Source organism: Bordetella sp. H567 (genome assembly GCF_001704295.1).
Classification (GTDB): Bacteria; Pseudomonadota; Gammaproteobacteria; order Burkholderiales; family Burkholderiaceae_B; genus Bordetella_C.
The window spans coordinates 1,952,574-1,975,649 of sequence record NZ_CP012334.1; the positions used below are offsets into that span (position 1 = coordinate 1,952,574).

Annotated in this window: 21 protein-coding genes; 16 read left to right on the plus strand and 5 right to left on the minus strand. The window is 64.9% G+C overall.

Going from position 1 to position 23,076, the window contains the following annotated elements:
• The first annotated feature begins 44 nt into the window (after nucleotides 1–44).
• On the plus strand, nucleotides 45–1,319 hold the full coding sequence (locus AKI39_RS08850; protein ID WP_066634562.1) for an MFS transporter: 1,275 nt from the start codon (nucleotides 45–47) through the stop codon (nucleotides 1,317–1,319).
• A 73-nt stretch (nucleotides 1,320–1,392) separates the two neighbouring features.
• Complete coding sequence (locus AKI39_RS08855) at nucleotides 1,393–2,685, plus strand: aspartate carbamoyltransferase (RefSeq protein ID WP_066634564.1); 1,293 nt, start codon at nucleotides 1,393–1,395, stop codon at nucleotides 2,683–2,685.
• 189 nt (nucleotides 2,686–2,874) lie between these two features.
• On the opposite strand, the gene AKI39_RS08860 is transcribed toward AKI39_RS08855, so the two are convergent.
• The gene (locus tag AKI39_RS08860; RefSeq protein WP_066634566.1) at nucleotides 2,875–3,774 is read right to left on the minus strand and encodes a recombination-associated protein RdgC; all 900 of its coding nucleotides are present in this window, start codon (nucleotides 3,772–3,774) and stop codon (nucleotides 2,875–2,877) included.
• Between the two features lie 153 nt (nucleotides 3,775–3,927).
• On the opposite strand from AKI39_RS08860, the gene AKI39_RS08865 reads away from it, so the two are divergent.
• Together AKI39_RS08865 and ligD are read left to right on the plus strand one after the other, a co-directional pair.
• Complete coding sequence (locus AKI39_RS08865; protein ID WP_066634568.1) at nucleotides 3,928–4,146, plus strand: hypothetical protein; 219 nt, start codon at nucleotides 3,928–3,930, stop codon at nucleotides 4,144–4,146.
• A gap of 145 nt (nucleotides 4,147–4,291) precedes the next feature.
• The gene (gene ligD / locus AKI39_RS08870) at nucleotides 4,292–5,284 is read left to right on the plus strand and encodes a non-homologous end-joining DNA ligase (RefSeq protein ID WP_083228714.1); all 993 of its coding nucleotides are present in this window, start codon (nucleotides 4,292–4,294) and stop codon (nucleotides 5,282–5,284) included.
• A gap of 387 nt (nucleotides 5,285–5,671) precedes the next feature.
• Here ligD and AKI39_RS08875 read toward each other — a convergent pair whose 3' ends face one another.
• From AKI39_RS08875 to AKI39_RS08885, 3 genes are all read right to left on the minus strand, one after another.
• Nucleotides 5,672–7,360, minus strand: coding sequence for an MFS transporter (locus AKI39_RS08875; RefSeq protein WP_145925228.1), 1,689 nt, complete (start codon nucleotides 7,358–7,360; stop codon nucleotides 5,672–5,674).
• Nucleotides 7,361–7,499: 139 nt separating this feature from the next.
• On the minus strand, nucleotides 7,500–8,864 hold the full coding sequence (locus AKI39_RS08880) for a sensor histidine kinase (RefSeq protein WP_145925412.1): 1,365 nt from the start codon (nucleotides 8,862–8,864) through the stop codon (nucleotides 7,500–7,502).
• A gap of 115 nt (nucleotides 8,865–8,979) precedes the next feature.
• Complete coding sequence (locus tag AKI39_RS08885) at nucleotides 8,980–9,669, minus strand: response regulator (protein ID WP_066634575.1); 690 nt, start codon at nucleotides 9,667–9,669, stop codon at nucleotides 8,980–8,982.
• A gap of 285 nt (nucleotides 9,670–9,954) precedes the next feature.
• Between AKI39_RS08885 and recA the strand changes: the two genes are divergently transcribed.
• Nucleotides 9,955–11,013: a recombinase RecA gene (gene recA, locus AKI39_RS08890; protein ID WP_066634578.1), complete on the plus strand. Its 1,059-nt coding sequence runs from the start codon at nucleotides 9,955–9,957 to the stop codon at nucleotides 11,011–11,013.
• A 6-nt stretch (nucleotides 11,014–11,019) separates the two neighbouring features.
• Entirely contained in the window at nucleotides 11,020–11,556 is a 537-nt protein-coding gene (gene recX / locus AKI39_RS08895) for a recombination regulator RecX (RefSeq protein ID WP_066634580.1), read from the plus strand.
• 30 nt (nucleotides 11,557–11,586) lie between these two features.
• Here recX and AKI39_RS08900 read toward each other — a convergent pair whose 3' ends face one another.
• Nucleotides 11,587–12,501: a LysR family transcriptional regulator gene (locus AKI39_RS08900; RefSeq protein WP_066634582.1), complete on the minus strand. Its 915-nt coding sequence runs from the start codon at nucleotides 12,499–12,501 to the stop codon at nucleotides 11,587–11,589.
• A gap of 259 nt (nucleotides 12,502–12,760) precedes the next feature.
• On the opposite strand from AKI39_RS08900, the gene metE reads away from it, so the two are divergent.
• The 10 genes from metE to AKI39_RS08945 all read left to right on the plus strand — a co-directional run bounded on the left by metE (nucleotide 12,761) and on the right by AKI39_RS08945 (nucleotide 23,073).
• Nucleotides 12,761–15,052 carry a 5-methyltetrahydropteroyltriglutamate--homocysteine S-methyltransferase gene (metE, locus tag AKI39_RS08905; RefSeq protein ID WP_066634584.1) on the plus strand — a complete coding sequence of 764 codons (2,292 nt, stop codon included), beginning with the start codon at nucleotides 12,761–12,763 and terminating at the stop codon, nucleotides 15,050–15,052.
• Nucleotides 15,053–15,178: 126 nt separating this feature from the next.
• Nucleotides 15,179–15,775, plus strand: a complete 597-nt coding sequence (locus AKI39_RS08910) for a DUF2889 domain-containing protein (protein WP_066634586.1) — start codon at nucleotides 15,179–15,181, stop codon at nucleotides 15,773–15,775.
• A gap of 10 nt (nucleotides 15,776–15,785) precedes the next feature.
• Nucleotides 15,786–16,946 carry an ADP-forming succinate--CoA ligase subunit beta gene (sucC, locus tag AKI39_RS08915; protein WP_066634588.1) on the plus strand — a complete coding sequence of 387 codons (1,161 nt, stop codon included), beginning with the start codon at nucleotides 15,786–15,788 and terminating at the stop codon, nucleotides 16,944–16,946.
• 24 nt (nucleotides 16,947–16,970) lie between these two features.
• Nucleotides 16,971–17,852, plus strand: coding sequence for a succinate--CoA ligase subunit alpha (gene sucD / locus AKI39_RS08920; RefSeq protein ID WP_066634590.1), 882 nt, complete (start codon nucleotides 16,971–16,973; stop codon nucleotides 17,850–17,852).
• A gap of 511 nt (nucleotides 17,853–18,363) precedes the next feature.
• On the plus strand, nucleotides 18,364–19,089 hold the full coding sequence (locus AKI39_RS08925) for a TerC family protein (protein ID WP_066634592.1): 726 nt from the start codon (nucleotides 18,364–18,366) through the stop codon (nucleotides 19,087–19,089).
• A gap of 121 nt (nucleotides 19,090–19,210) precedes the next feature.
• Nucleotides 19,211–19,930, plus strand: a complete 720-nt coding sequence (locus tag AKI39_RS08930) for a TerC family protein (protein ID WP_066634594.1) — start codon at nucleotides 19,211–19,213, stop codon at nucleotides 19,928–19,930.
• Entirely contained in the window at nucleotides 19,917–20,039 is a 123-nt protein-coding gene (locus tag AKI39_RS26170; RefSeq protein ID WP_255364355.1) for a hypothetical protein, read from the plus strand. The genes AKI39_RS08930 and AKI39_RS26170 overlap by 14 nt, the downstream gene beginning before the upstream one ends.
• Before the next feature lie 10 nt (nucleotides 20,040–20,049).
• The gene (hemC, locus tag AKI39_RS08935; RefSeq protein ID WP_066634598.1) at nucleotides 20,050–20,985 is read left to right on the plus strand and encodes a hydroxymethylbilane synthase; all 936 of its coding nucleotides are present in this window, start codon (nucleotides 20,050–20,052) and stop codon (nucleotides 20,983–20,985) included.
• Nucleotides 20,982–21,800: a uroporphyrinogen-III synthase gene (locus AKI39_RS08940; protein ID WP_443103331.1), complete on the plus strand. Its 819-nt coding sequence runs from the start codon at nucleotides 20,982–20,984 to the stop codon at nucleotides 21,798–21,800. Before hemC ends, AKI39_RS08940 begins: the two co-directional genes overlap by 4 nt.
• A gap of 37 nt (nucleotides 21,801–21,837) precedes the next feature.
• A complete protein-coding gene (locus AKI39_RS08945) occupies nucleotides 21,838–23,073 on the plus strand; it encodes a uroporphyrinogen-III C-methyltransferase (RefSeq protein ID WP_145925230.1) in 1,236 nt (411 codons plus the stop codon).
• Nucleotides 23,074–23,076 lie beyond the last annotated feature (3 nt).

Here is a 23,076-nt window from a genome sequence, read left to right on the forward strand (position 1 = left end):
CGGTACGTAAGATTCCCGACGTCAGCAACGTACCGGTAAGTAACATGACTATAGCCCGTTCCCGGCGATTTGGACAGAAGTATGCCTTCGTCGTGGTGGCCATCGCCTTTGTCGCGCTTCTGGTGGGCGCGGGCCAGCGCGCCGCGCCCGGCGTCCTGATCGTGCCGCTGGAACAGGCATTCGGTTGGGGCCGGGACGTTACTTCGCTATCGGCGGCGATCGGTATTTTCCTGTACGGGCTGGTGGGGCCGTTCGCCGCGGCCCTGATGCAGAGCTTCGGCGTGCGGCGAACCCTGATCGGCGCGCTGGCGCTGATGTCCGTGGCCAGTGGCGCCAGCGTCTGGATGACGGAGCCCTGGCATCTGGTCCTGTCCTGGGGCGTGGTGTCCGGGCTTGCGACGGGCTGCGTGGCGGTGGTGTTCGGCGCGACCGTGATCAATCGCTGGTTCGTCAAGCACCGCGGCCTGATGATGGGCATCCTGACCGCCAGTACGGCGACCGGCACGCTGATTTTCCTGCCCGGCATGGCGGCGCTGGCCGAAGCCGGCGGGTGGCGCCCCGTCGTCATCACCATTTCGGCGGTGTGCCTGGCGCTGGTGCCCCTGGCGTGGTGGCTGATGCCCGAGCGGCCCTCCGATATCGGGCTGGTGCCCTACGGCGCGGACCCGGACCACGTGCCGCCGGCGCCGCTCCATGCCAATCCGCTCAAGGCGGCGTTCGGCGCATTGCAGCGCGCCGTGCGCACCCGCAATTTCTGGTTCCTGTTCGCCACCTTCTTCATTTGCGGCTTCACCACGAATGGCCTGATCGGCACCCACTTCATTGCGCTCTGCAGCGACCAGGGCATCGCGGAAGTACGGGCCGCGGGCCTGCTGGCCATGATGGGCTTGTTCGACCTGGTGGGAACAACGGCGTCGGGCTGGCTGACCGACCGTTATGATCCGCGCAAGCTGCTCTTCATGTACTACGGCTTGCGCGGCGCCTCGCTGATCTTCCTGCCGTTTTCGGATTTCTCCATCTACAGCCTGGGCATCTTCGCGGTCTTCTACGGGTTGGACTGGATTGCCACGGTGCCGCCCACGCTCAAGCTGGCGGTGGAAAGCTTTGGCGAGCGGGATGCCCCCATCGTGTTCGGCTGGATTGTCGCCGGGCATCAGCTGGGCGCGGCGAGCGCGGCGTTCATGGCGGGCGCGGTGCGCCAGGCGCAGGGCAGCTATTTCCTCGCCTTCCTGGTTTCGGGGGCGACGGGCATCGTTGCCGCGGTCATCGCGTTGCAGGTACGCAAAGCCAAGGCGCTGCCTGTCGCGGCCACTGCCTGATATACGCAAGATCTGGTGGACGCGTGGATGCGGCCTGGTTAATATACGCAAAGCGTATATATCCGAGGCTGCCATGTCCACTTCCCAGCAAGCTTTTTTGCGCGATGCGATGCGTCGCCTGAATCTGACCCGCGATGTCTTCGCCGCCCGGATAGGGGTGAAGCGCCGCGCCCTGGATACCTGGCTGCTGCCGGAGGGGTCCCAGGAATTTCGCGCGATGCCCGAAGTCGTGGAACGCTTCGTGACGGAAATCGTGCAGAACGGCGACCTGCGCGAAAAGTATACGCAGAGTGCGCAGAACGGGCCATTGCGCGATCGCATCAGCGTGGAAGGCAAGCACCAACTGCTCTCGGTGGACCAGTTCACGCGCGAGTCGGTGGAAGACCTGTTCCGCGTCGCCGATATGATGCAGCCCATCGCGCGCCGCCAAAAGGTTTCCCGCGTGCTGGAAGGCGCCGTGCTGGGCAACCTGTTTTTCGAGGCCAGTACCCGGACGCGCGTCAGTTTCGGCTCGGCCTTCTGCCGCCTGGGCGGATCGGTGTGCGACACGACCGGTTTTACCTTTTCGTCCATGGCCAAGGGCGAATCGATCTACGACACCAGCCGCGTGATGAGCGGCTACGTCGATGCCATGGTGATCCGCCATCCTGAAAAAGGCTCCGTGGCCGAATTCGCGCGCGCGACCAATATTCCGGTCGTCAATGGCGGCGACGGCCCCGGCGAACATCCCAGCCAGGCCCTGCTGGACCTGTACACCATCCTGACGGAGTTCTCGCGCCTGGGGAAACTGCTGGACGGCGCGCATATCGCGATGGTGGGCGACCTGAAATACGGTCGCACGGTGCACTCGCTGATCAAGCTGCTGGCCTTGTACCGGGGAGTGAAGTTCACGCTGATTGCACCCCCGGGCCTGGAAATGCCGGCGTACATCATCGAGCAGGCGGCCAAGCACGACAACGTCATCGAACAGAAGCAGTCCTTGGCCGAAGGCCTGCCGGGCGCGGACGTGATCTACGCGACACGCGTGCAGAAGGAACGCTTCGCCGATGAGGCGCAGGAAGGGTATGCGCCCGATTTCCAGATCAACCGCGCCATCATCGACGCCTATTGCGGCCCGGACACCATCGTCATGCATCCGCTGCCGCGCGACAGTCGGCCGGGCGCCAACGACCTCAGCGTGGACTTGAATCACGATCCGCGGCTGGCGATCTTCCGCCAGACGGACAACGGTATTCCCATCCGCATGGCGATCTTCGCCGTGTTGCTCGGCGTGGAAGGGCTGGTACAGCACTCCCTGCGCGACGTGACATGGCGGCATCCCTCGCATATCGGGCCGGACGATTCGGCCTTCCACGGACTGGATTGATTCGAGCGCGCCCGGGGCAGACCCGGGCGCGATCCGCGGCATGCCGGGCGGCAGCAAATCCCCGCGCGGCTGCGCCCGCGGCGGGGGGGCCTGCGTGGGCGCACCCGGGAGCAAATCCCCACGTGGGCGCACCTGGGAGCAAATCCCCACGTTGCCGCACCCGCGGCGGCAAATTGCCGCGCGGCGGGCTCAGTTGCGCTTTTCGCCGCCCAGGGCGTCGACCAGCTCCGTCATCAGCTTGGCCAGTTCGCCGGTCATCAGCGCCATGTCGCTGTCGAACTTCTCGTCGTCATTCTGCGCCATGCTGTCGGTGTTTTCCTTCAGCACGTCCAGCGGTGCGATGCGCTTGACGTCCAGCGATTCGGTCAGCACGAAAGAGACGCGGTCGGCCCAGGTCATCGCCAGCCGCGTGCATTGCTTGCCGGACTGGATGTGCCGCCGCACGTCGTCGGCGTCGATGGTGTGCTTGACGTAGCGGATGGCAGCCCGGCTTTCGCCGGACGCGCGCAGTTCCGTATCCTGGTCGATGCTGAAATTCGCCGGTGCCTCGTCTTCCGCCAGCCAGCCCGTCATCGCCGCCGCCGGCGATTGCGTGACGTACAGGCTTTCGAGCGGGAAGGGGTCGATCGATTTGGCCAGCAGGCCCAGGACTTCGTCGGCCTTCGCCGAGGCCGCGGCATCGATCACCAGCCAGCGGTTGACCGGATCGATCCACACGCGCGTATCGCGATAGATGCTGAAGGCCTTGGGGAGCAATTCGTCGGTGACGCGCTCCTTGATTTCCTTCATCTGCTTGCGTCCGGGCTTGTAGCCCTGCTGCTCCTCGATCTCCTGGGCACGCGCCTTCGCCACCTGGTTGACGACGGTGGCCGGCAGCAGCTTCTTTTCCGCACGCAGGGTGACAAGCATCTGGCCATTGACCGTATGCACGAGGCCGCCGTTTTCACGCGTGGGTATCCAGCCCAGGCTTTGCATTTCCAGCGTGTTGCCGCCTTGGTAGGCGAACTTGGACAGCGCCTCTTCGAGCTGCTCGTCCTTTAAGGCCCAGGACGGGGAAAGGCGGTAGATCTTCAGATTCTTGAACCACATATGCGTCGGGCAAAAGCGACGATTCTATACGACCTGCCCATCGGGACGTGTGCCAGGGGTGCGACACGTTCTGTCACGGACAGTCGGCATGCTCTGGAGTATCGTGCGCCGCAGCGCAAGCAAGCGCTTGCAATAAAACATAGTGGGAGACCTATGAAACCTGTCACCTTCATCGGGGCCATCCTGGTCGTTCTGGGCGTGGTCGCGCTCGTGTATCAGGGATTCAGCTATAAATCCGAGGACACCATCGTGCAGATCGGGTCCGTCAAGGCCACGGCCGAAACGACCAAGTCGGTGCCCATCCCGCAATGGGCCGGTATCGCCGCCATCGTGGTGGGCGTGGTCGCGATCGGCGTAGGGATGCGGCGTTAGGCAATGCCGCGGCCGCCGGCGCGGGCCAGTCTCGGCCGGCGGCGCACCTGAGAGGCGCCGGCACGGGCGCGGGAAAGCCGCGGCCGGCGTCTAGTGGGCATGCGGTTTGCGATTTTGTCGGTTCTCGGGCCGGCAAGGGGGCGCCATGGCACGCACCGCAGCAGGAACCACCTCGAAGAACGCGCGCGCTGTGAAGCGGCCCGCGAGGCGGCGCGCCGCCCAACGTGGCGCCGCGCACGGCGCGACTTCGCAGCCAGTGCAGGATACCCAGGTCCTGGGCATCGCCATCACCCATCCGGATCGACCGCTTTACGCCGAGCCCGACGTGACCAAGCTGGAGCTGGCGCGGTATTACGAATCGGTCTCGACGCTGATCATGCCCCATCTGGCGGACCGGCGCGTCGCGCTGCTGCGTTGTCCGGACGGCACCGCGGGCGAGTGCTTCTTCCAGAAGCACATGGGCGAACACCTGCCGGCAGGCGTCGAGCTGGACGAAGACATGCTGGTCATCCGCGACATCGCGGGCGTGATCGGCCTGGTGCAGCGCGGCGTGATCGAGTTCCATACGTGGGGGGCCAAGTCGCCGGGTGCGGACAAGCCGGACAGGCTGACATTCGATCTTGACCCGGACCCCCACACGCCGTGGCCCCGCATCGCGGAAGCGACGCGTGTGCTGCGGGATCTTTTGCGCGATGTGGGCCTGCAGCCTTTCCTGAAAACGACGGGCGGCAAGGGTTTGCATGTGGTGGTGCCCGTGCGCGCGACGCTGGGCTGGGATGACGTGCGGCGCTTCTGCAAAGGTGTCGCCCAGCAGCTCGAGGACATGCAGCCCGAGGTGTTCGTGGCGAATATGTCCAAGGCCAAGCGGCAAGACCATATCTTCGTCGACTATCTGCGCAATAGTGACGGCGCCACGGCCGTTGCCGCCTTCTCCGCACGCGCACGCGCCGGCGCGCCGGTCTCCATGCCGGTGCCCTGGGATGTCATCGGGGCCGCCGATGATCCGCGCGGCGATGCCTACAATGTGCGCAACGTATTGGAGCGGGTGCGTGCACGGCCGGACGATCCGTGGGCTGGCTACGAAAGCGGGCGCAAGGCGCTGACGGCCGCCATGCGCGACAAGTTCGACGCGGCATAGCGTCGGCTGCGCAACGTGTGTGCGCCGCGCAAAAAAAAGGCCCGACTGTGGAGGTCGGGCCGGTACGGGAGCACACGATGTCGCGCTGTTTAAGGCTCGCGGGGAGCGCGGCATCGGTGTCAGAAGGCGGCCCTGCAATCGCCGGACAGGGGGATCGATCGTCCGGTGATCGCGCGCAAGGCCGTGATCTGAGCGGTCAGTCTAGTCTCCGTGCTCTGACATCGTCCTGAATCTGGAGGCAGGGTCGTGGCGTGCCGCAGCCCACGGAGCAAGACGTTTTTTTCGCATGCAGGCATCGCCCTGCCGCGCAAAAAAAAAGCCCCCATCGCGGAGGCTTTGTGAAAGGCCGGTCGGGTGCAGCGTCCCGCCCGGCAGGGGCCTTGCGGACTAGAAGTCCTTGTTCAAGTCGACGTCCTTGGTTTCGCGCACGAACAGCGTGCCGATGACCAGCGTCATCGCGGCGACGATGATGGGATACCACAGGCCGTCGTAGATGTTGCCCGTGGCCGCGACGATGGCGAAGGCCAGCGGTGGCAGGAAGCCGCCGAACCAGCCGTTGCCGATGTGATACGGCAGGCTCATGGACGTATAGCGGATGCGCGTCGGGAACATTTCCACCAGCATCGCGGCGATGGGGCCGTAGACCATGGTGACGTAGATCACGAGTATGGTCAGCAGTACGACCACCATGACGTCATTGGACTGCGCGCGGTCCGCCGTGGCGGGATAGCCGTGGCCACGGATGGCCGCCGTCATCGTTTTGTCGAGTTCGGCCGTGCGCGTCTTGAAGTCCGCCGGCGCGAGCGCCTTGCCGTCGAAGGATTGGAACTCGTCGGCGCCGATGCGTACCCTCGCGACCGATCCGGCGGGCGCCGTCTCGTTCTTGTAGTTCACCGAATTGCGCGCCAGGAAGGACTTGACGATATCGCAACTGCTGGTGAACGACGAGGTACCGACCGGGTTGAACTGGAACGAGCAGGTGGCCGGATCGGCGATGACCGTCACCGGCGCGGAGGCCTGGGCCTTTGCCAGTGCCGGGTTGGCGAAGTGGGTAAGCCCCTGGAAGATGGGAAAGTACGTCACCGCCGCGATCAGGCAGCCGGCCATGATGATGGGCTTGCGCCCGATGCGATCGGACAAGCTGCCGAACACCACGAAGAACGGCGTGCCGATCAACAAGGCCAGCGCGATCATGATGTTGGCCGTGTTGGCGTCCACCTTCAGCGTCTGTGTCAGGAAGAACAGCGTATAGAACTGGCCGGTGTACCAGACGACGGCTTGGCCGGCGGTCAGGCCCAGCAGGGCCAGGATCACGATCTTCAGGTTCTTCCACTCGCCGAACGACTCGCTGATCGGCGCCTTGGATCCCTTGCCTTCGTCCTTCATGCGCTGGAAGGTGGGCGATTCGCTCAGCTGCAGCCGGATCCACACCGACACCGCCAGCAGCACGAACGACAGCAGGAAGGGCGCGCGCCACCAACCCCAGGCTTCGCGGAAGGATGCTTCCCCGGAGTAGGAACGGATGCCAAGGATGATCAGCAGCGACAGGAACAGGCCCAGGGTCGCGGTGGTCTGGATCCAGCTGGTGTAGAAGCCGCGGCGTCCCATGGGCGCGTGTTCGGCCACATACGTGGCCGCGCCGCCGTACTCGCCGCCCAGTGCCAGGCCTTGCAGCAGGCGCAGGATGATCAGCAGGGCAGGGGCCGCGATGCCGACGGAGCCATACGTGGGCAGCACGCCGACCAGGAAGGTCGACAGGCCCATGATGACGATGGTCACCAGGAATGTGTACTTGCGGCCCACCAGGTCGCCCAGGCGGCCGAACACCAGCGCGCCGAAGGGCCGCACGGCGAAACCGGCGGCAAAGGCCAGCAGCGCGAAGATGAAGCCGGCCGTCGGATTGACACCCGAAAAGAAGTGCAGGGCGATGATGGGCGCGAGCGAGCCGTATAGATAGAAGTCATACCATTCGAAAACGGTGCCCAGCGACGACGCGAAAATCACCTTGCGTTCGTTGCGGGTCATCGGAGTCGGGGCCGTGACGGCGCCCGGGCGCGGCATGGATGCTGTGCTCATGATGTCTCCTCAGGATGGCCGGCGGTGGTCCCGCCGTGCTCGGTATGTGCAGACTCGCCCGCGTCGGCGGGGAGGCTGACCGCCACGGTAGGCAAGAAGGCTGACGAGGGTCTGACGTTTCCCTGAAGCTGTGCCTTATTTATGTTTCTGTTTGTAAACCGAGCGGAAAGCGCACGGTAATTTTCAGCCCGCGCAGCGGGGCGTCCGCCGTGGGATTGTCCGCGAGCGTCACCGTTGCGCCATGTTTCTGCGCGATTTCGCGCACGATGGCCAGCCCCAGGCCGCTGCCTTCGGCAGCGGTGCCCAGCACGCGATAGAAACGATCGAAGACACGTTCCCGTTCATGGGGCGCAATGCCGAGACCGGAGTCTTCCACTTCCAGGATCGCCGCGCCGGGCAGAGCGCGCACGCGCACGGTGACGCGGCCGCCGCGCGGGGTGTAGCGCAGCGCGTTATCCACCAGGTTGTTCAGCAGTTCCGCCAGCAGGATGGCGTTGCCGGCGATGGCGGTCGTCCGCTCCGCCTCCTCGAACCCCAGGTCGATGCCGATGGCCAGGGCCTGCGGCGCCCATAACGTGGTCTGCTCGCGGGCCAGGGCGTTCAGATCGATGGGCGCCATGCCGATGATGGCCGGGTTTTCGGCGCGCGCGAGCAGCAGCAGCTGGTTTACCAGGCGGGTGGCGCGCTCGGACCCGGCCACCAGCTGCCGCAGGCTGGTTTGCATTTCGTCCGGGCTGGCGTCGCGCAGCGCCAGTTCCGCCTGCGTGCGCAGTCCCGCCAGCGGCGTCTTCAACTGGTGCGCCGCATCGGCGACGAAGCGGCGCTGCGTCTGCACGGTGGCCGACAGCCGTTCCAGCAGCTCGTTGATCGCGACCACCAGCGGCGCGATCTCACTGGGCGTGGCGCGCTCGTCGATGGGTGACAGGTCGTCCGGCCGGCGCGCGCGCAGGCGCTGCTGCAGGGCGTTCAAGGGCGCCACCCCGCGCGATAGCCCGAACCAAACCAGCAGGACGGCGATGGGCAGCACCACGAATTGCGGAATGATGACGCCCTTGATGATGTCGTTGGCCAATTGGGCGCGCCGTTCGGCCGTTTCCGCGACGATGATCAGGGCCGGCATTTCGCTGGGGCCGCCCGCATCGACCCGGGTATAGGCCAGCCGGATGGCAAAGCCGCGCAGGCTGCTGTCTTCGTAGCGCACCGCTCCCGGCGCCGCGACATCGGCGCCCTTGGGCAATGGCAGTTCGCGGTCGCCGCCCAGGTATTGGCCGTGTCCGGCCAGCACCAGCCAGAACACGCTGTCGGTTTCGTTCGCGCGCAGCATGCTGCGCACGGGATCCGTCATGTCCAGGGCTGCCTTGCCATCGACCGTATGGACCTGGCTGGCCAGCACGCGCAAGTGGCTGGCAAGCGCGCGGTCGTAGGGCACGTCCGCGATGTTCTGCGCGACGACGTAGGTGATGGCCACGCTCATGGGCCATAGCAGGAACAGCGGCGCAAGCATCCAGTCCAGGATCTCGCCCAGCAGTGAACGCCGTGGCAGCGCGAAGGACGGGCCGCGCGTGCCGCTGCGCAGAATGTCCAGTGCTTCCCGGTTCAGCGGCGCGACGCGGCGCGTTTCAGTGCGCCAGTTCGCCCGTGCCATGATCCCGTTCCAGGCAATAGCCCAGGCCACGCACGGTCATGATCCGGACGCCTGTCGGCTCCAGCTTTTTGCGCAAGCGATGCACGTAGACTTCGATGGCGTTGGTGCTGACTTCGTCGCCCCATTCGCACAAGTGGTCCACCAGCTGGTTCTTGCTGACCATGCGCCCGCTACGCATGAGCAGGATTTCAAGCAGCCCGATTTCGCGCGCGGACAGGTCCAGGGCTTGGCCGTCCACCGACGCGACCCGTCCCGCCTGGTCGAAGACCAGGCGGCCGTGGCGGATCAGGCTGGCACCGCCACCCGTGCCGCGCCGGGTCAGGGCCCGCACGCGCGCTTCCAGCTCCGACAGGGCGAAGGGCTTGGCCATATAGTCGTCCGCGCCGAGGTCCAGCCCTTTGACGCGCTGCTCTATGCTGTCGGCGGCGGTTAGAATAAGCACCGGCAGCTGGGCGTTGCGGGCGCGCAGCCGTCTCAGGACTTCCAGCCCCGCCAACTGCGGGAGCCCCAGGTCCAGGATCAGCAGGTCGAACGCCTGCGCCGCCAGCGCCAGATCGGCCGCCATGCCGTCGCGCACGGCGTCCACGGCATAGCCGTTATGCCGCAATGAACGCGACAGGCCATCGGCAAGGATGCTGTCGTCTTCGGCGATAAGTATGCGCATGGGACCAGGCTCTCTCGTGGATCGTTTTGGTTTATGAGCTGAGCGCGTCCGTGCGTGCCGGGGTGCGGCCGCCACGGTTTTTCTGTTCTGGGTTGCGCCGAATTGTTTCCGGCTTGTCTCCGCTCTCCTGGGGCCGATTCTGTCACGCCGCCTGGCGCTTGCCCACACGGGATAACGCGGAAAAATTTGTCATACTGTTTTTTTGTACAGTATAATCCGGTGCCATAATCCGGCCAGAACCTCGCCAGAACCTCATTCGCTAGAAACCGCCAGACAGGACATTTCATGGACGACAAAACCAGCAAGGCAGCCGCCTCGGAAAAAGCCAAGGCGCTCGCCGCGGCCCTATCGCAGATCGAAAAGCAGTTCGGCAAGGGCTCGATCATGCGGTATGGCGACAACGAGGTCGAGCACGACATCCAGGTGGTGTCCACCGGCTCGCTGGGCCTGGATATCGCGCTGGGCGTGGGCGGCCTGCCGCGCGGCCGGGTGGTCGAGATCTATGGTCCCGAATCCTCGGGCAAGACGACGCTCACGCTGCAGGTCATCGCCGAGATGCAAAAAGTGGGCGGCACCTGCGCGTTCATCGATGCCGAACACGCGCTGGACGTGCAATACGCCGCCAAGCTGGGCGTCAACCTGACCGACCTGCTCATTTCCCAGCCGGACACCGGCGAACAGGCGCTGGAAATCACCGACGCGCTGGTGCGATCGGGTTCCGTCGACCTCATCGTCATCGACTCAGTGGCCGCGCTCGTGCCCAAGGCGGAAATCGAAGGCGAAATGGGCGACTCGCTGCCCGGCCTGCAAGCCCGCCTGATGAGCCAGGCGCTGCGCAAGCTGACCGCGACGATCAAGCGCACCAACTGCATGGTCATCTTCATCAACCAGATCCGGATGAAGATCGGCGTCATGTTCGGCAATCCGGAAACCACCACCGGCGGCAATGCGCTGAAGTTCTATTCTTCCGTGCGCCTGGACATCCGCCGCATCGGTTCCATCAAGAAAGGCGAAGAAGTCGTCGGCAACGAAACGCGCGTCAAGGTCGTCAAAAACAAGGTCTCGCCCCCCTTCAAGCAGGCGGAATTCGACATCATGTACGGCAGCGGCATTTCGCGTGAAGGCGAAATCATCGATCTGGGCGTGCAGGCCGGTATCGTCGACAAGTCGGGTGCCTGGTACAGCTATAAGGGCGACCGCATTGGCCAGGGCAAGGACAATGTCCGCGAATACCTGAAGGAGCATCGCGAAATGGCGTTCGAAATCGAGAACCGCATCCGCGAAAACCAGGGTATCGTCAGCCGCGCCAATACCTTCGCCGAAAGCGAGGCCGAAGAGGACTGATCACCGATGATTTCCGGCCGCCGCGGCATGGGATCGCGCACCCGGTCCTCCGATGATTCCGCGGACGATCCCTTCCGTGCCGGCAGCCGGCCCACGGAAAAGCGCGGGCCGACACTGAAAGCCCGCGCCGTGGCCTATCTATCCCGACGTGAATACGCGCGCAGCGAATTGGCGCGCAAGCTCGGTGCGTATACGGACGACGCCGCGGCCCTGGACGCCTTGCTGGATGACCTGGAACGCGAAGGCTGGTTATCCACGCGGCGTTTTGCCGAGGGCCTGGTGCATCGGCGCGCCGAACGCCAGGGCGCGGCTCGCATCGTGCAGGAACTACGCCAGCATGGCGTCGATGAAACGCAGATAGGGGAACTCCGGGACAGCCTGCGGGCGACGGAATACGAGCGCGCGATGGCCGTGTGGACCAAGCGTTTTGGCGAACGTCCCGTCGATCGCGCCGCTTATGCCAAGCAGGCGCGCTTTCTCGCTTCCCGTGGTTTCGCGCACGACGTCATTCATCGCGTGCTGGGCGACGAGCGGGACGACTGAATCCCTTAGGGGCCAGGCCAGCGTCCACCTTCACGCTGCCTTGATGCCGGTCAGCGTCCGGAAACTGACATCCCGGGCGATGGTCAGGAAATCCTTGATGAAGGGGGCGTCCGCGTCTTCATTGCGGATCGCCGCATATAGCGTGGGCCATACACCTTGTGGTCCCAGCCGGCATACCTTCAGCCATCCCTTGTCCAGGTATTCCGTCAGCGCCCAGTTCGGCAGCGCGGCGACGCCACGGTTGCTGGCGATCAACTGGGCAATGATGGGCGTCAATTCGGCCTTGCGAACGCTGGCCGGCTCTACGTCGGCCGGATCGAGAAAGGACGTGAAGACATCCAGGCGCTGACGGTCGACCGGATAGGTGATCAGCGTCTGGTCCGCCAACTGTTCGGGCCGGATATAGCGCTGCGACGCCAGCGGATGGGATTCCGAGACCGCGAGGACCAGTTCATAGGTGAACAGCGGGACATAATCGATGGCTTCCAGTGTCTGCGGGTCCGAGGTTATCACCAGATCGAGATCGCCGCGCAGCAGCGCGGGGAAGGGGGCGAAAGAGAACGCGGCGGACAGGTCCAGTGCCACCTCGGGCCATTGCGCCCGGAATGCGTCCAGCGCCGGCATCAGCCATTGAAAACAGGAGTGGCATTCGATCGCCAGATGCAGGCGGCCCGTCCGGCCCGCTGCCAGGCGTTGCAGTTCGCGTTCCGTGGCCCGCAGGCGCGGCAGGATGTCGTCCGCCAGCGCGAGGACGCGCAAGCCGGCGGTCGTCAATCGCGCCGGCCGCGTCCTGCGATTCAGCAGGGGCGTACCCAGGCGGGATTCCAGTTCACGCAATTGGTGGGATAGCGCGGACTGCGTCAGGTGCAGCCGTTCGGCGGCTTCCTGGAGGCTGCCCCCATCACGGATGGCGGAAAGGGTTTCCAGATGGCGGATTTCGAGCATGTCGGGCTGAACCACAAAGGCGTCGGGGGTCTGCGGCCCCGGGAATGGGCAGAAATGCGATACGGCGGGCGAAGCAGCGGCTTCCGGGCGCGCGCGCCGGCTGTACGCGGGGCGCGGTAGCAGGCCGCTGTCCCGCCGGCGGTTCGCGATTCTATATGAATATGGCTCATGAAATCGTTGCAAACATTGATTTTGACTCAAGGTTAAACGCGCGCACAATGCCGGAACTTGAACATTCTTTGTTGGATTCCTGATTTCCATGACGACGATTCATAATCTTGGCTTCCCGCGCATCGGTGCGCAGCGCGAACTGAAGCGTGCGGTCGAGGCCTATTGGGCGGGCAAATCCTCGCTGGCGCAACTGGAAGAGACCGGACGGGAATTGCGCGCCCGGCATTGGAAAGCCCAGGCCGATGCCGGTGTGGACCTGCTGCCGGTAGGGGATTTCGCCTGGTATGACCACGTGCTGGAATGGACGACCCTGCTCGGGGCGGTGCCCCCGCGCTTCGCACAGCGGGCCGGTGCACCGGTGGGCCTGGACACGCTGTTCCGCATGGGGCGGGGCCGCGCACCCAGCGGCACGCCCGCCGCGGCTTGCGAAATGACGAAGTGGTTCGACACCAACTACCACTACATCGTCCCCGAACTCACGCCCGGACAGACTTTCCGCATCGCCCGCGAATCGCTGTTCGAACAGATCCGCGAGGCGCAGCAGTCGGGTTATCCCGTCAAGCCGGTGATTCCGGGGCCGCTGACGTGGTTGTGGCTGGGCAAGGGGGACGCCTACGCCGGTCCGGGTGATGGCGGCAAGCTCGAGCTGCTGGCCACCCTGATTCCCGTCTACACGGAAGTCCTGCGCCGGATCGCCGAGCTGGGTGTCGAATGGGTGCAGATCGACGAGCCTATCCTGGCGCTGGACCTGCCCGCCGCCTGGCGCGAAGCCTACGCGGCGGTGTATGCCCGTTTGTCGGGCGCGCCCTTGAAACTGCTGGTGGCGACCTACTTTGATGGCCTGCAGGACAACCTGGCTACGGCCGCCGCCTTGCCGGTGGCGGGCCTGCACGTCGATCTGGTGCGCGCGCCGGAACAGCTCACGCCCTTGCTGCAAGTCCTGGGCGCCAAGGTGCTGTCCGCCGGCATCGTGAACGGACGGAATATCTGGCGCACGGACCTGGATGCCGCGCTGCGCACGCTGGCGCCCGTCAAGGCCGCGCTGGGCGACCGGCTATGGATCGCCCCGTCCTGCTCGCTGTTGCACGTGCCCGTAGACCTGGCCTTCGAAACGGAACTGGACGACGAACTCAAGAGCTGGCTGTCCTTTGCCGTGCAGAAGCTGGACGAAATACGCACGCTGGCGCGTGCGCTGGACGGCAGCCAGGAGGCGGACGTGCAGGATGCGCTACGCGTGCAGCGTGCGGCGTTGGTCGATCGCGCACGGTCTCCCCGCATCCACAATCCCGCGGTGGCACGGCGCATGGCTGCCGCCGTCCAGGTGCAGCGCGACCGTGCGCCGTTCGCGCAGCGCATTGCGCGGCAGCAGGAAAAGCTGGCCTTGCCGGCGTTTCCCACCACGACGATCGGCTCCTTCCCCCAGACCGCGGAAATCCGCACGCTGCGGCGGGACTGGAAGGCTGGTGCGATCAGTGATTCGGCCTACGAGGCGGCGATCCGCAAGGAAATCGAAGCCGTCATCCGCTTCCAGGAGAACGTCGGCCTGGACGTCCTGGTACATGGCGAGCCGGAACGCAACGACATGGTGGAATATTTCGGCGAACTGCTGGCTGGCTTTGCCTTTACCCGCAACGGCTGGGTCCAGAGCTATGGTTCGCGCTGCGTCAAGCCGCCGGTGATTTTCGGCGATGTCGCGCGCCCGGCGCCCATGACCGTGGCGTGGTCCTCGTATGCCCAGTCCCTGACGGACAAACCGGTGAAGGGAATGTTGACCGGCCCGGTGACCATCCTGCAGTGGTCCTTCGTGCGCGACGACCAGCCGCGCGAGCAAACCTGCCGACAGCTGGCGCTTGCGCTGCGCGACGAGGTCGTCGACCTGGAAAAGGCTGGAATCCGCGTGATCCAGATCGACGAGCCGGCGATCCGTGAAGGGCTGCCGCTGCGCCGCGCCGACTGGGGGGCATATCTGGACTGGGCGGTGGATTGCTTCCGGCTCTCCACGGCGGGCGTGCGGGAGGATACGCAGATCCACACCCATATGTGCTACGCCGAGTTCAACGACATCATCGAATCCATCGCCGCGATGGACGCCGACGTCATCACCATCGAGACTTCGCGTTCCAATATGGAGCTGCTGAAGGCGTTCGAGGATTTCCGCTACCCCAACGACATCGGCCCGGGCGTCTATGACATCCATTCGCCGAACGTGCCGGACGTCGACTGGATGGTGTCGCTGATGCAGAAGGCAGCCGGTCGCCTGCCGAAGGAGCGTCTCTGGGTGAATCCGGACTGTGGCCTGAAGACCCGGGCCTGGCCGGAAACCGAGGCCGCGCTGGTCAGCATGGTCGACGCCGCCCGCCAGCTGCGCGCGCAAGCCTGAGCGCGGCCAGGGCATCGTCGCGGGGCCGGTCTCCCGGATAGGGAACCGGCCCCGGTTTTTTGGAAAAAGGCCGTGCGCTATACTTTGAAGGTTTTGTTGCCTTGCAGCAACCTTAGCCGAACACGCATGCCTTTGCCGCCGCCGAAAGTCTCCCGCCAGCCCATCCACACGCGCTCGATCCGCGTGCAGGGCTATGCGCGCGAAGACGGCCTGTGGGACATCGAGGCCGAACTCATCGATGTCAAGGCCTACGACTTCGTCAAGCACGAGGGCGATACGCTGCGCGCCGGCGAGCCGGTGCATCATATGCACCTGCGTATCACCATCGATTCCGCCTACACCATCGTGGCGGCCCAGGCCGTCTATGATGCCGCGCCTTATGGCCAAAACTGCACAAGTATCGAAAGCGCATATCAAGACCTGGTGGGCATGAATCTGATCAAGGGATTTCGCCAGCAGGTCAAGACGCGCTTCGGGCGCGTGGCCGGTTGCACGCATATGAGCGAGCTTGCGCTGGTGTTGCCGACCGCCGCGGTGCAAACCATGGCCGGCCGGCGCCGCGAGAACCCTGATCCCGGCAAGCGGCCGTTCCAGCTGGACGGCTGCCATGCGCTCAGTACGGACGGGCCGGTGGTCCTCCGGTACTACCCCAAGTGGCATACCGGCGATGTTTCCGCCGAGGATGCCGCTTCTGATTCTTCTCTTTTTTCTCATACGACCTGACAGGTAACACATGAAAATCCACGAGTATCAAGGCAAGGAACTGCTGAAGAAATTTGGCGTGACCGTGCCGCGCGGTATTCCCGCCTTCACCGTCGACGAAGCCGTGAGCGCAGCGGAAAAACTGGGCGGGCCTGTCTGGGTCGTGAAGGCGCAGATCCACGCGGGCGGCCGTGGCAAGGGTGGCGGCGTCAAGCTGGCTCGTTCGATCGACGAGGTCCGCAAGCTGTCCAGCGAAATCCTGGGCATGCAGCTGGTCACGCACCAGACCGGCCCCCAAGGCCAGAAGGTAAACCGCCTGTACATCGAGGAAGGCGCGGACATCCAGAAGGAATACTATGTTTCGCTGGTGACCGACCGCGCAACACAGAAGGTCGCTCTGATCGCGTCGAGCGAAGGCGGCATGGATATCGAGGAAGTCGCGCATTCGTCGCCCGACAAGATCATCACCGAATACATCGACCCGCTGACCGGCGTGACCGCCGAGCAGGCGAAGAAGGTGGCCGACGCCATCGGCATGCCTGCCAATTCGACGGCCCAGACGGTCGACCTGTTCCAGAAGCTGTACAAGTGCTACATGGAAACGGACGCCTCGCTGGTCGAAATCAACCCGCTGAACCGCGACAGCAAGGGCAACATCATTGCCCTGGACGCCAAGTTCAACTTCGATTCGAACGCCCTGTTCCGTCATCCCGAAATCGTTGCCTATCGCGACCTGGACGAGGAAGACCCGGCCGAAATCGAAGCCAGCAAGTTCGATCTGGCCTATATCCAGCTTGACGGCAACATCGGCTGCCTGGTGAACGGCGCCGGCCTGGCCATGGCCACCATGGACACCATCAAGCTGTTCGGCGGCGAGCCGGCCAACTTCCTGGACGTCGGCGGCGGCGCCACGGCGGAAAAGGTCACGGAAGCCTTCAAGATCATGCTCAAGAACAAGAGCGTGAAGGCCATTTTGGTCAATATCTTCGGCGGCATCATGCGCTGCGACGTGATCGCCGAAGGCGTGATCACCGCGTGCAAGGCCGTCAACCTGAACGTTCCGCTGGTCGTCCGCATGAAGGGCACCAACGAAGAACTCGGCAAGAAGATGCTGGCCGAGTCCGGACTGCCCATTATCAGCGCCGACACCATGGCCGAAGCGGCCACCAAGGTCGTTGCCGCCGTCAAATAAGAAGTTATTGCCAAGGATTCACAAATGTCGATCTTGATCAACAAGGACACTAAAGTCATCACCCAAGGCATCACGGGCAAGACGGGCCAATTCCATACCCGCATGTGCCGTGACTACGCCAACGGCAAGGCCGCCTTCGTGGCCGGCGTGAACCCCAAGAAGGCGGGCGAGGACTTCGAAGGCATTCCCATCTACGCGTCGGTCAAGGACGCCAAGGCCGCAACCGGCGCCACCGTGTCGGTGATCTACGTGCCGCCCGCCGGCGCCGCCGCTGCCATCTGGGAAGCCGTGGAAGCCGAACTGGACCTGGCCATCTGCATTACCGAAGGCATCCCCGTCCGCGACATGCTGGAAGTGCGCAATCGCATGAAGCAGAAGGGCAGCAAGACGCTGTTGCTGGGCCCGAACTGCCCCGGCCTGATCACGCCGGACGAAATCAAAATCGGCATCATGCCTGGCCACATCCACCGCAAGGGCCGCGTGGGCATCGTCAGCCGCTCCGGCACGCTGACCTACGAAGCCGTTGCCCAGGTGACCGAACTGGGTCTGGGCCAGTCCAGCGCCGTCGGTATCGGTGGCGATCCGATCAACGGCCTGAAGCACGTCGATGTCCTGAAGCTGTTCAATGACGATCCCGACACCGATGCCGTCATCATGATCGGCGAAATCGGCGGTCCGGACGAAGTCAGCGCCGCGCAGTGGGCCAAGGACAACATGAAGAAACCGGTGGTCGGCTTCATCGCCGGCGTCACCGCGCCTCCTGGAAAGCGCATGGGCCACGCCGGCGCGCTGATTTCCGGTGGCGCCGATACGGCCGATGCGAAGCTGGAGGTCATGGAGGCCTGCGGCATCCGCACGACGCGCAACCCCTCGGAAATGGGCAAGTTGCTGAAGTCCGTGCTCTGATCCGCACGGCTTGTCGTTGTCGCGACAGGGGCGCCGCCGGTAGGGCGCTCCTTCCGTGGTAAAGAAAAACCCGCCTCATGGCGGGTTTTTCTTTACGCGCCATCCGTGCATCAGGCCAGTCGGGCTCGCGCGGATTCCACCCGGTATTTATATTCAGATAAAAGTCAGTTTGAATTCAGGAAAACGTCAGTTTAAGGATTATATCCAGACTGGCGTGCTGGAGCTTGCCGGCGCGGCCGGACGCATCTTCCTGGTTTAATGTTCAGCTTATATTCAGAATAGAGAAAGGATTATGAAAGTATTCGGCGGCATGCTCAGCCGGGCGTCATGAAGCTGACAAAAAACCTGCGAATTTCCATCAGAAATCCAACAAACAGCTGAACGTTTTGTTTTTGCCTCGATATAATGTTCGACGTCCCCCACGATAAATAAACTGGCGCAACGCGACACGTCATCGCCGCGCGGGTGGGGTTCGACTTTCTAAACCATTGAGGGATCGAGGACGAGGGGTATGGAATTAACACAAGCCGCTTTCTGGCTCGCGCTTCTGCAAATCATCTGGGTCAATATTCTCCTGTCCGGGGATAACGCCGTGGTCATCGCGCTGGCGGCCCGTTCCTTGCCGCCTGCCCAGCAGAAGAAGGCCATCGTCATCGGTTCGGCCGCCGCCATCATCATGCGGATCATCCTGACGCTGGTGGCCGCCAAGCTGCTGTTGCTTCCCTGGCTGAAGTTGATCGGCGCGGTCCTGCTGGTCTATATCGGCGTGTCGCTGCTGATGCCCGAGGACGAGGACGACGGTGGCGCCAAATCCCATGGCAATCTGCTCTCGGCCATCCGCACCATCATGATCGCTGACCTGGTGATGAGCCTGGACAACGTGGTGGCCGTGGCGGCCGCGGCGATGGGCGATACGACGCTGCTCGTCTTGGGCTTGGCCATCAGTATTCCCCTGGTCATCTTTGGCAGCACGCTGCTGCTCAAGGTGATCGAGCGCTTCCCGATCATCGTGTGGGTTGGCGCGGCGCTGCTCGGTTTCATCGCGGGCGAGCTGCTCGTGGGAGATCCGGCGCTGCACGACTCGGTCGCGCGCATCGACGCTGCCTTGGGCACCACAGAGCATAACCTTGCCCTGATGGCCGGCGCCTTCGGCGCGGTCCTGGTCTTGCTGCTGGGCAAGATCCTGATCGCGCGCCGCCATCCTGACAAAAATCTTAATCGTTCGGAGCAAATCTGACGAAAAGCTGAATTACAATCCCCGCTCAGGGCCGATCGCCCGCCGCCACGCGAAATGCTGGTGCGCGGGCGGGACGTTTGCTCCAATCGGCTTGAATGAAAACCATGTTGGGGGTTGTGACGTGTTTGAGTTCTTCCAGACGCTCAGTTGGGCGGCCGTTTTCCAGATCATCCTGATCGACATCCTGCTGGGCGGCGACAACGCCGTGGTCATTGCGCTGGCTTGCCGCAACCTGGCTCCCAAGCAGCGGATGCAGGGCATACTGTGGGGCACCGCCGGCGCCATCCTCTTGCGCGTGGTGTTGATCGCCTTCGCGCTCACCCTGCTGAATATCCCTTTCCTGAAAGTCGCCGGCGGCCTGCTGCTGCTCTGGATCGGCGTCAAGCTGCTGATGCCGGAGGATGAGGGGCACGACAAGATCAAGGGCGGATCGTCCATCGCGTCCGCGGTCAAGACCATCATCGTGGCTGACTTCGTCATGAGCCTGGACAACGTCATCGCCATCGCTGGCGCCGCCCAGAACGCCGACCCCAGCCACCAGATCGGGCTGGTCGTCTTCGGCCTGCTGGTCAGCGTGCCCATCATCATCTGGGGCTCCACGCTGGTACTGAAGCTCATCGACCGTTATCCGCTGGTCGTTACTTTCGGCGCCGGGCTGCTGGGCTGGATCGCAGGCGGCATGGTGATCACCGATGTCATTGTCGAAGGTCAATTCGGTCCGCAGCCGGCTATGGTTAAATTGAGCGCTGAAATCATCGGCGCGCTGCTCGTCGTTCTCCTGGGACGGCGGCTGGCAGGCCGCAAAGTCGTCTCCAAGGAATCCGTGCATGAGTCTGCGTAAAACCGGTAAGTCCGAGCAATCCGAATCGGGCCTGAGCCTGCTCCAGGGCTTGTTCATCCTCGCCGTGCTGGGGGTCATCGTCACTGTGGCGGCCGCCCATTTCAGCTGAGCAAGCCGCTGTGTCACACCCTAGCCGTTTGATCATTGCCACGCGGGCAAGCCGCTTGGCGCTGTGGCAGGCCGAGCACGTGCGCGGCCGCCTGCAGGCCCTGTATCCCGCCTGTTCGGTAGAGCTGCTGACGCTGACCACGCGTGGCGACCAGATCCTGGACCGCACGCTGTCGAAGGTCGGCGGCAAGGGGCTCTTCGTCAAGGAGCTCGAAAATGCGCTGCTGGACGGGCGGGCCGACCTCGCCGTGCATTCGCTGAAGGACGTCCCCATCGATCTGCAGGCTCCCTTCGAGCTGTGCGCGATGCTGGAGCGGGCGGATCCCCGCGATGCCTTCGTCTCCAGCCGTTATGCCGCGCTGCGCGAGCTGCCCGATGGGGCGGTGGTGGGTACGTCCAGCCTGCGACGCGAGTCGCAGATCCGCGCGCACTACCCGAAGCTGGTCGTGCGGCCCCTGCGCGGCAACCTGGATACGCGGCTGGCCAAGCTGGATGCGGGCGACTATGACGCCATCGTCCTTGCCGCCGCCGGCCTGGAGCGCCTGGGGCTGGCCAGCCGCATACGCGCCGTCCTGGACGTCGACGAAAGCCTGCCGGCCGCCGGTCAGGGCGCCTTGGGCATCGAGATCCGCGCCGATCGTGGCGACGTGCGAGGATGGGTGGCGCCGCTCGCCTCGGCGCGCACCACGGCATGCGTGGCGGCGGAAAGGGCGGTGTCGCGCGAGCTGGGCGGTTCCTGCCAGGTGCCCCTGGCCGCCTATGCCACCACCGACGGGGATACCGTGCATCTGCGTGCGCTGGTCGCCTCGGTGGACGGCGCGCGCATGCTGCGCGCCGAGGCCTCCGGGCCGGCGGCGCAGGCCGGGGACATCGGGGTGGCCGTGGCGCGCGAATTGTTGGACAAGGGCGCTTCCGCCATCCTGGCCGACCTGTCGGCCCACGATTGACCCCCCCACCTGGTGCGCGCGTGAAGCCCGGCGAGATCCAGACGGCCATACTGACGCGTCCGGCGGGGCGCAACGATGGGCTGGCGACGCGATTGCGGGCGGCAGGCTGGGATGTCCACGCGTGGCCCGCGCTACGCATCGAGCCCCTTGTGCCGGGGCCGGCGGGCATTCCATTGCCGCGGGATTTCGATCTGGCGGTCTTCGTCAGCGGCAATGCCGCATCCCGGTACCTGGACCAGCTGCAGGCGCTCGGCATGGGCGCTTGGCCGTCGTCTTGTGTTGCCGCGGCCGTCGGGCCGGCCACCGCCGCCCGCCTGCGTGAATCCGGCCGACTGGACGCGCGCTGCGTGATCGTCCACCCTGCCGCGGACGCACCCCGGCACGATTCCGAAGCCTTGTGGGAACTGCTGGCCGAGCGCGGCCCGATCCCGCGGCGCGTACTGCTGGTGCGCGGCACGGACGGCCGCGACTGGCTGGCGCAACGTCTCGCCTCGCATGGGGCCGCGGTTCACCTGCATGCGGTCTATCGGCGCGTTCCCGCGTGCTGGGACGCGCCGGCGCTGGCCCAACTGGGGCGCTGGGCGGCAGCGGGCCACCATCCCACCTGGCTGTTGACCAGCGGCGAAGGCATCGACGCGGTCCGGGCGAACGTGGTCCGGGCGGCTGCAGAAGCCTGGTGGCACGCGTGTCGTTTTATCGTCACCCATGCGCGTCTGGCCGATCGGCTGGCCTTGCCGGCGCAGGTCGCCGGGCGGGCGGTGCGGGTTTGCGCACCGGCTGAGGATGCCATCTTTAATGCTTTTGTTTCGGCTTGAGTCATCGTTTCGCATTTGTACCGAATACAATCGCCCCATGACAGAAAAGACTCCTGCCACCGATCCGGCCGCGGCGCCGGTCGTCTCTCAGAATCCGACATCGGCCGACATGAAATCCCCCGGCCCGAAGAACGCCGCGTCGAACACGCCGCCGGCCGCGGCGCGCAGAGGGGGCGCATCGCCCTTGGTCGCCACCCTGGTCGTTGTCGTGCTGCTTGCGCTGGTCCTGGTCGCCGCGCTCTGGATGCAGCGCCAGCAGTTCCTGGCCGCGGGCCGCGAGGTCGCTACCCGCCTGGATGGGCTGAACAGCGCCCTGGCCCAGACCCGCGCCGAGAGCCGCCAGGCCCTCTCCCTGGCGCAGGTGCAGAGCGACAAGGTCGCGGCGCTGGAAGCCACCCTGCAGGAAACACAGAGCCAATACACGGCGTTGCAACAGGCATGGCAGGACTTCAACGATAACGTGAGCGACGACGTTCTGATCAACGACGTTGAACGCCTGTTGACCATCGCCGACCAGCAACTGCGCCTGGGAGGCAACGTCAGCAATGCCATCGTCGCGATGGAAACGGCGCAATCCCGCCTGGCGCGGGCAGGGCGGCCCCGCTATGCCAGCTTGCAGCAAACGATCAACGGCGATCTCGATCGCCTCCGCGCGGTCAAGACTATCGACATTCCGGTCCAGGCCAGCCGCATCGAGCGCCTGGTCAATCTGGTGGGCAAGGCGCCCCTGCTCGTGCCGGATGCCGTGACGGCCGACGCCGCGGCGGCCGGCGTGGCGCCCGCCGTGGCGATCCCCGCCGATGCCGCCCCGGCCCCGGCCCCGGCCGCCGCGCCGCAACCCCAGCCCGATGCCGCCTGGTGGCAGCGCTGGCGTGCGGAAATCGCTTCCTGGCCCAGCCGCGCCGGCGGCGCGCTGGTGCATGAACTGGGCGACCTGGTACGTGTGCAGCGTGTCGACGAACCGGCGGCATTGCTGCTTTCCACGGAGCAGGCCGAACAGCTGCGCTCCACGCTGCGCCAGCGCCTGCTGACCGTGCAACTGGCGCTGCTGATGCGCCAGCCCGCCATCTGGAAGAACGAACTGGACACCGTTACCCGTACGCTGGGTACCTATTACGACCGCCGTTCGCCCGATACGCTGGCCGCGCTCGGACTGGCCCGTGAACTGGCGCAGATCCAGATCGCGACGCCCATGCCGGACCTGTCGGACAGCCTGAGTGCCATCGCGGCGCTGCGGGCGGCCGGTTCGTCCACCGTCAAAGGGCGGGACTGAACC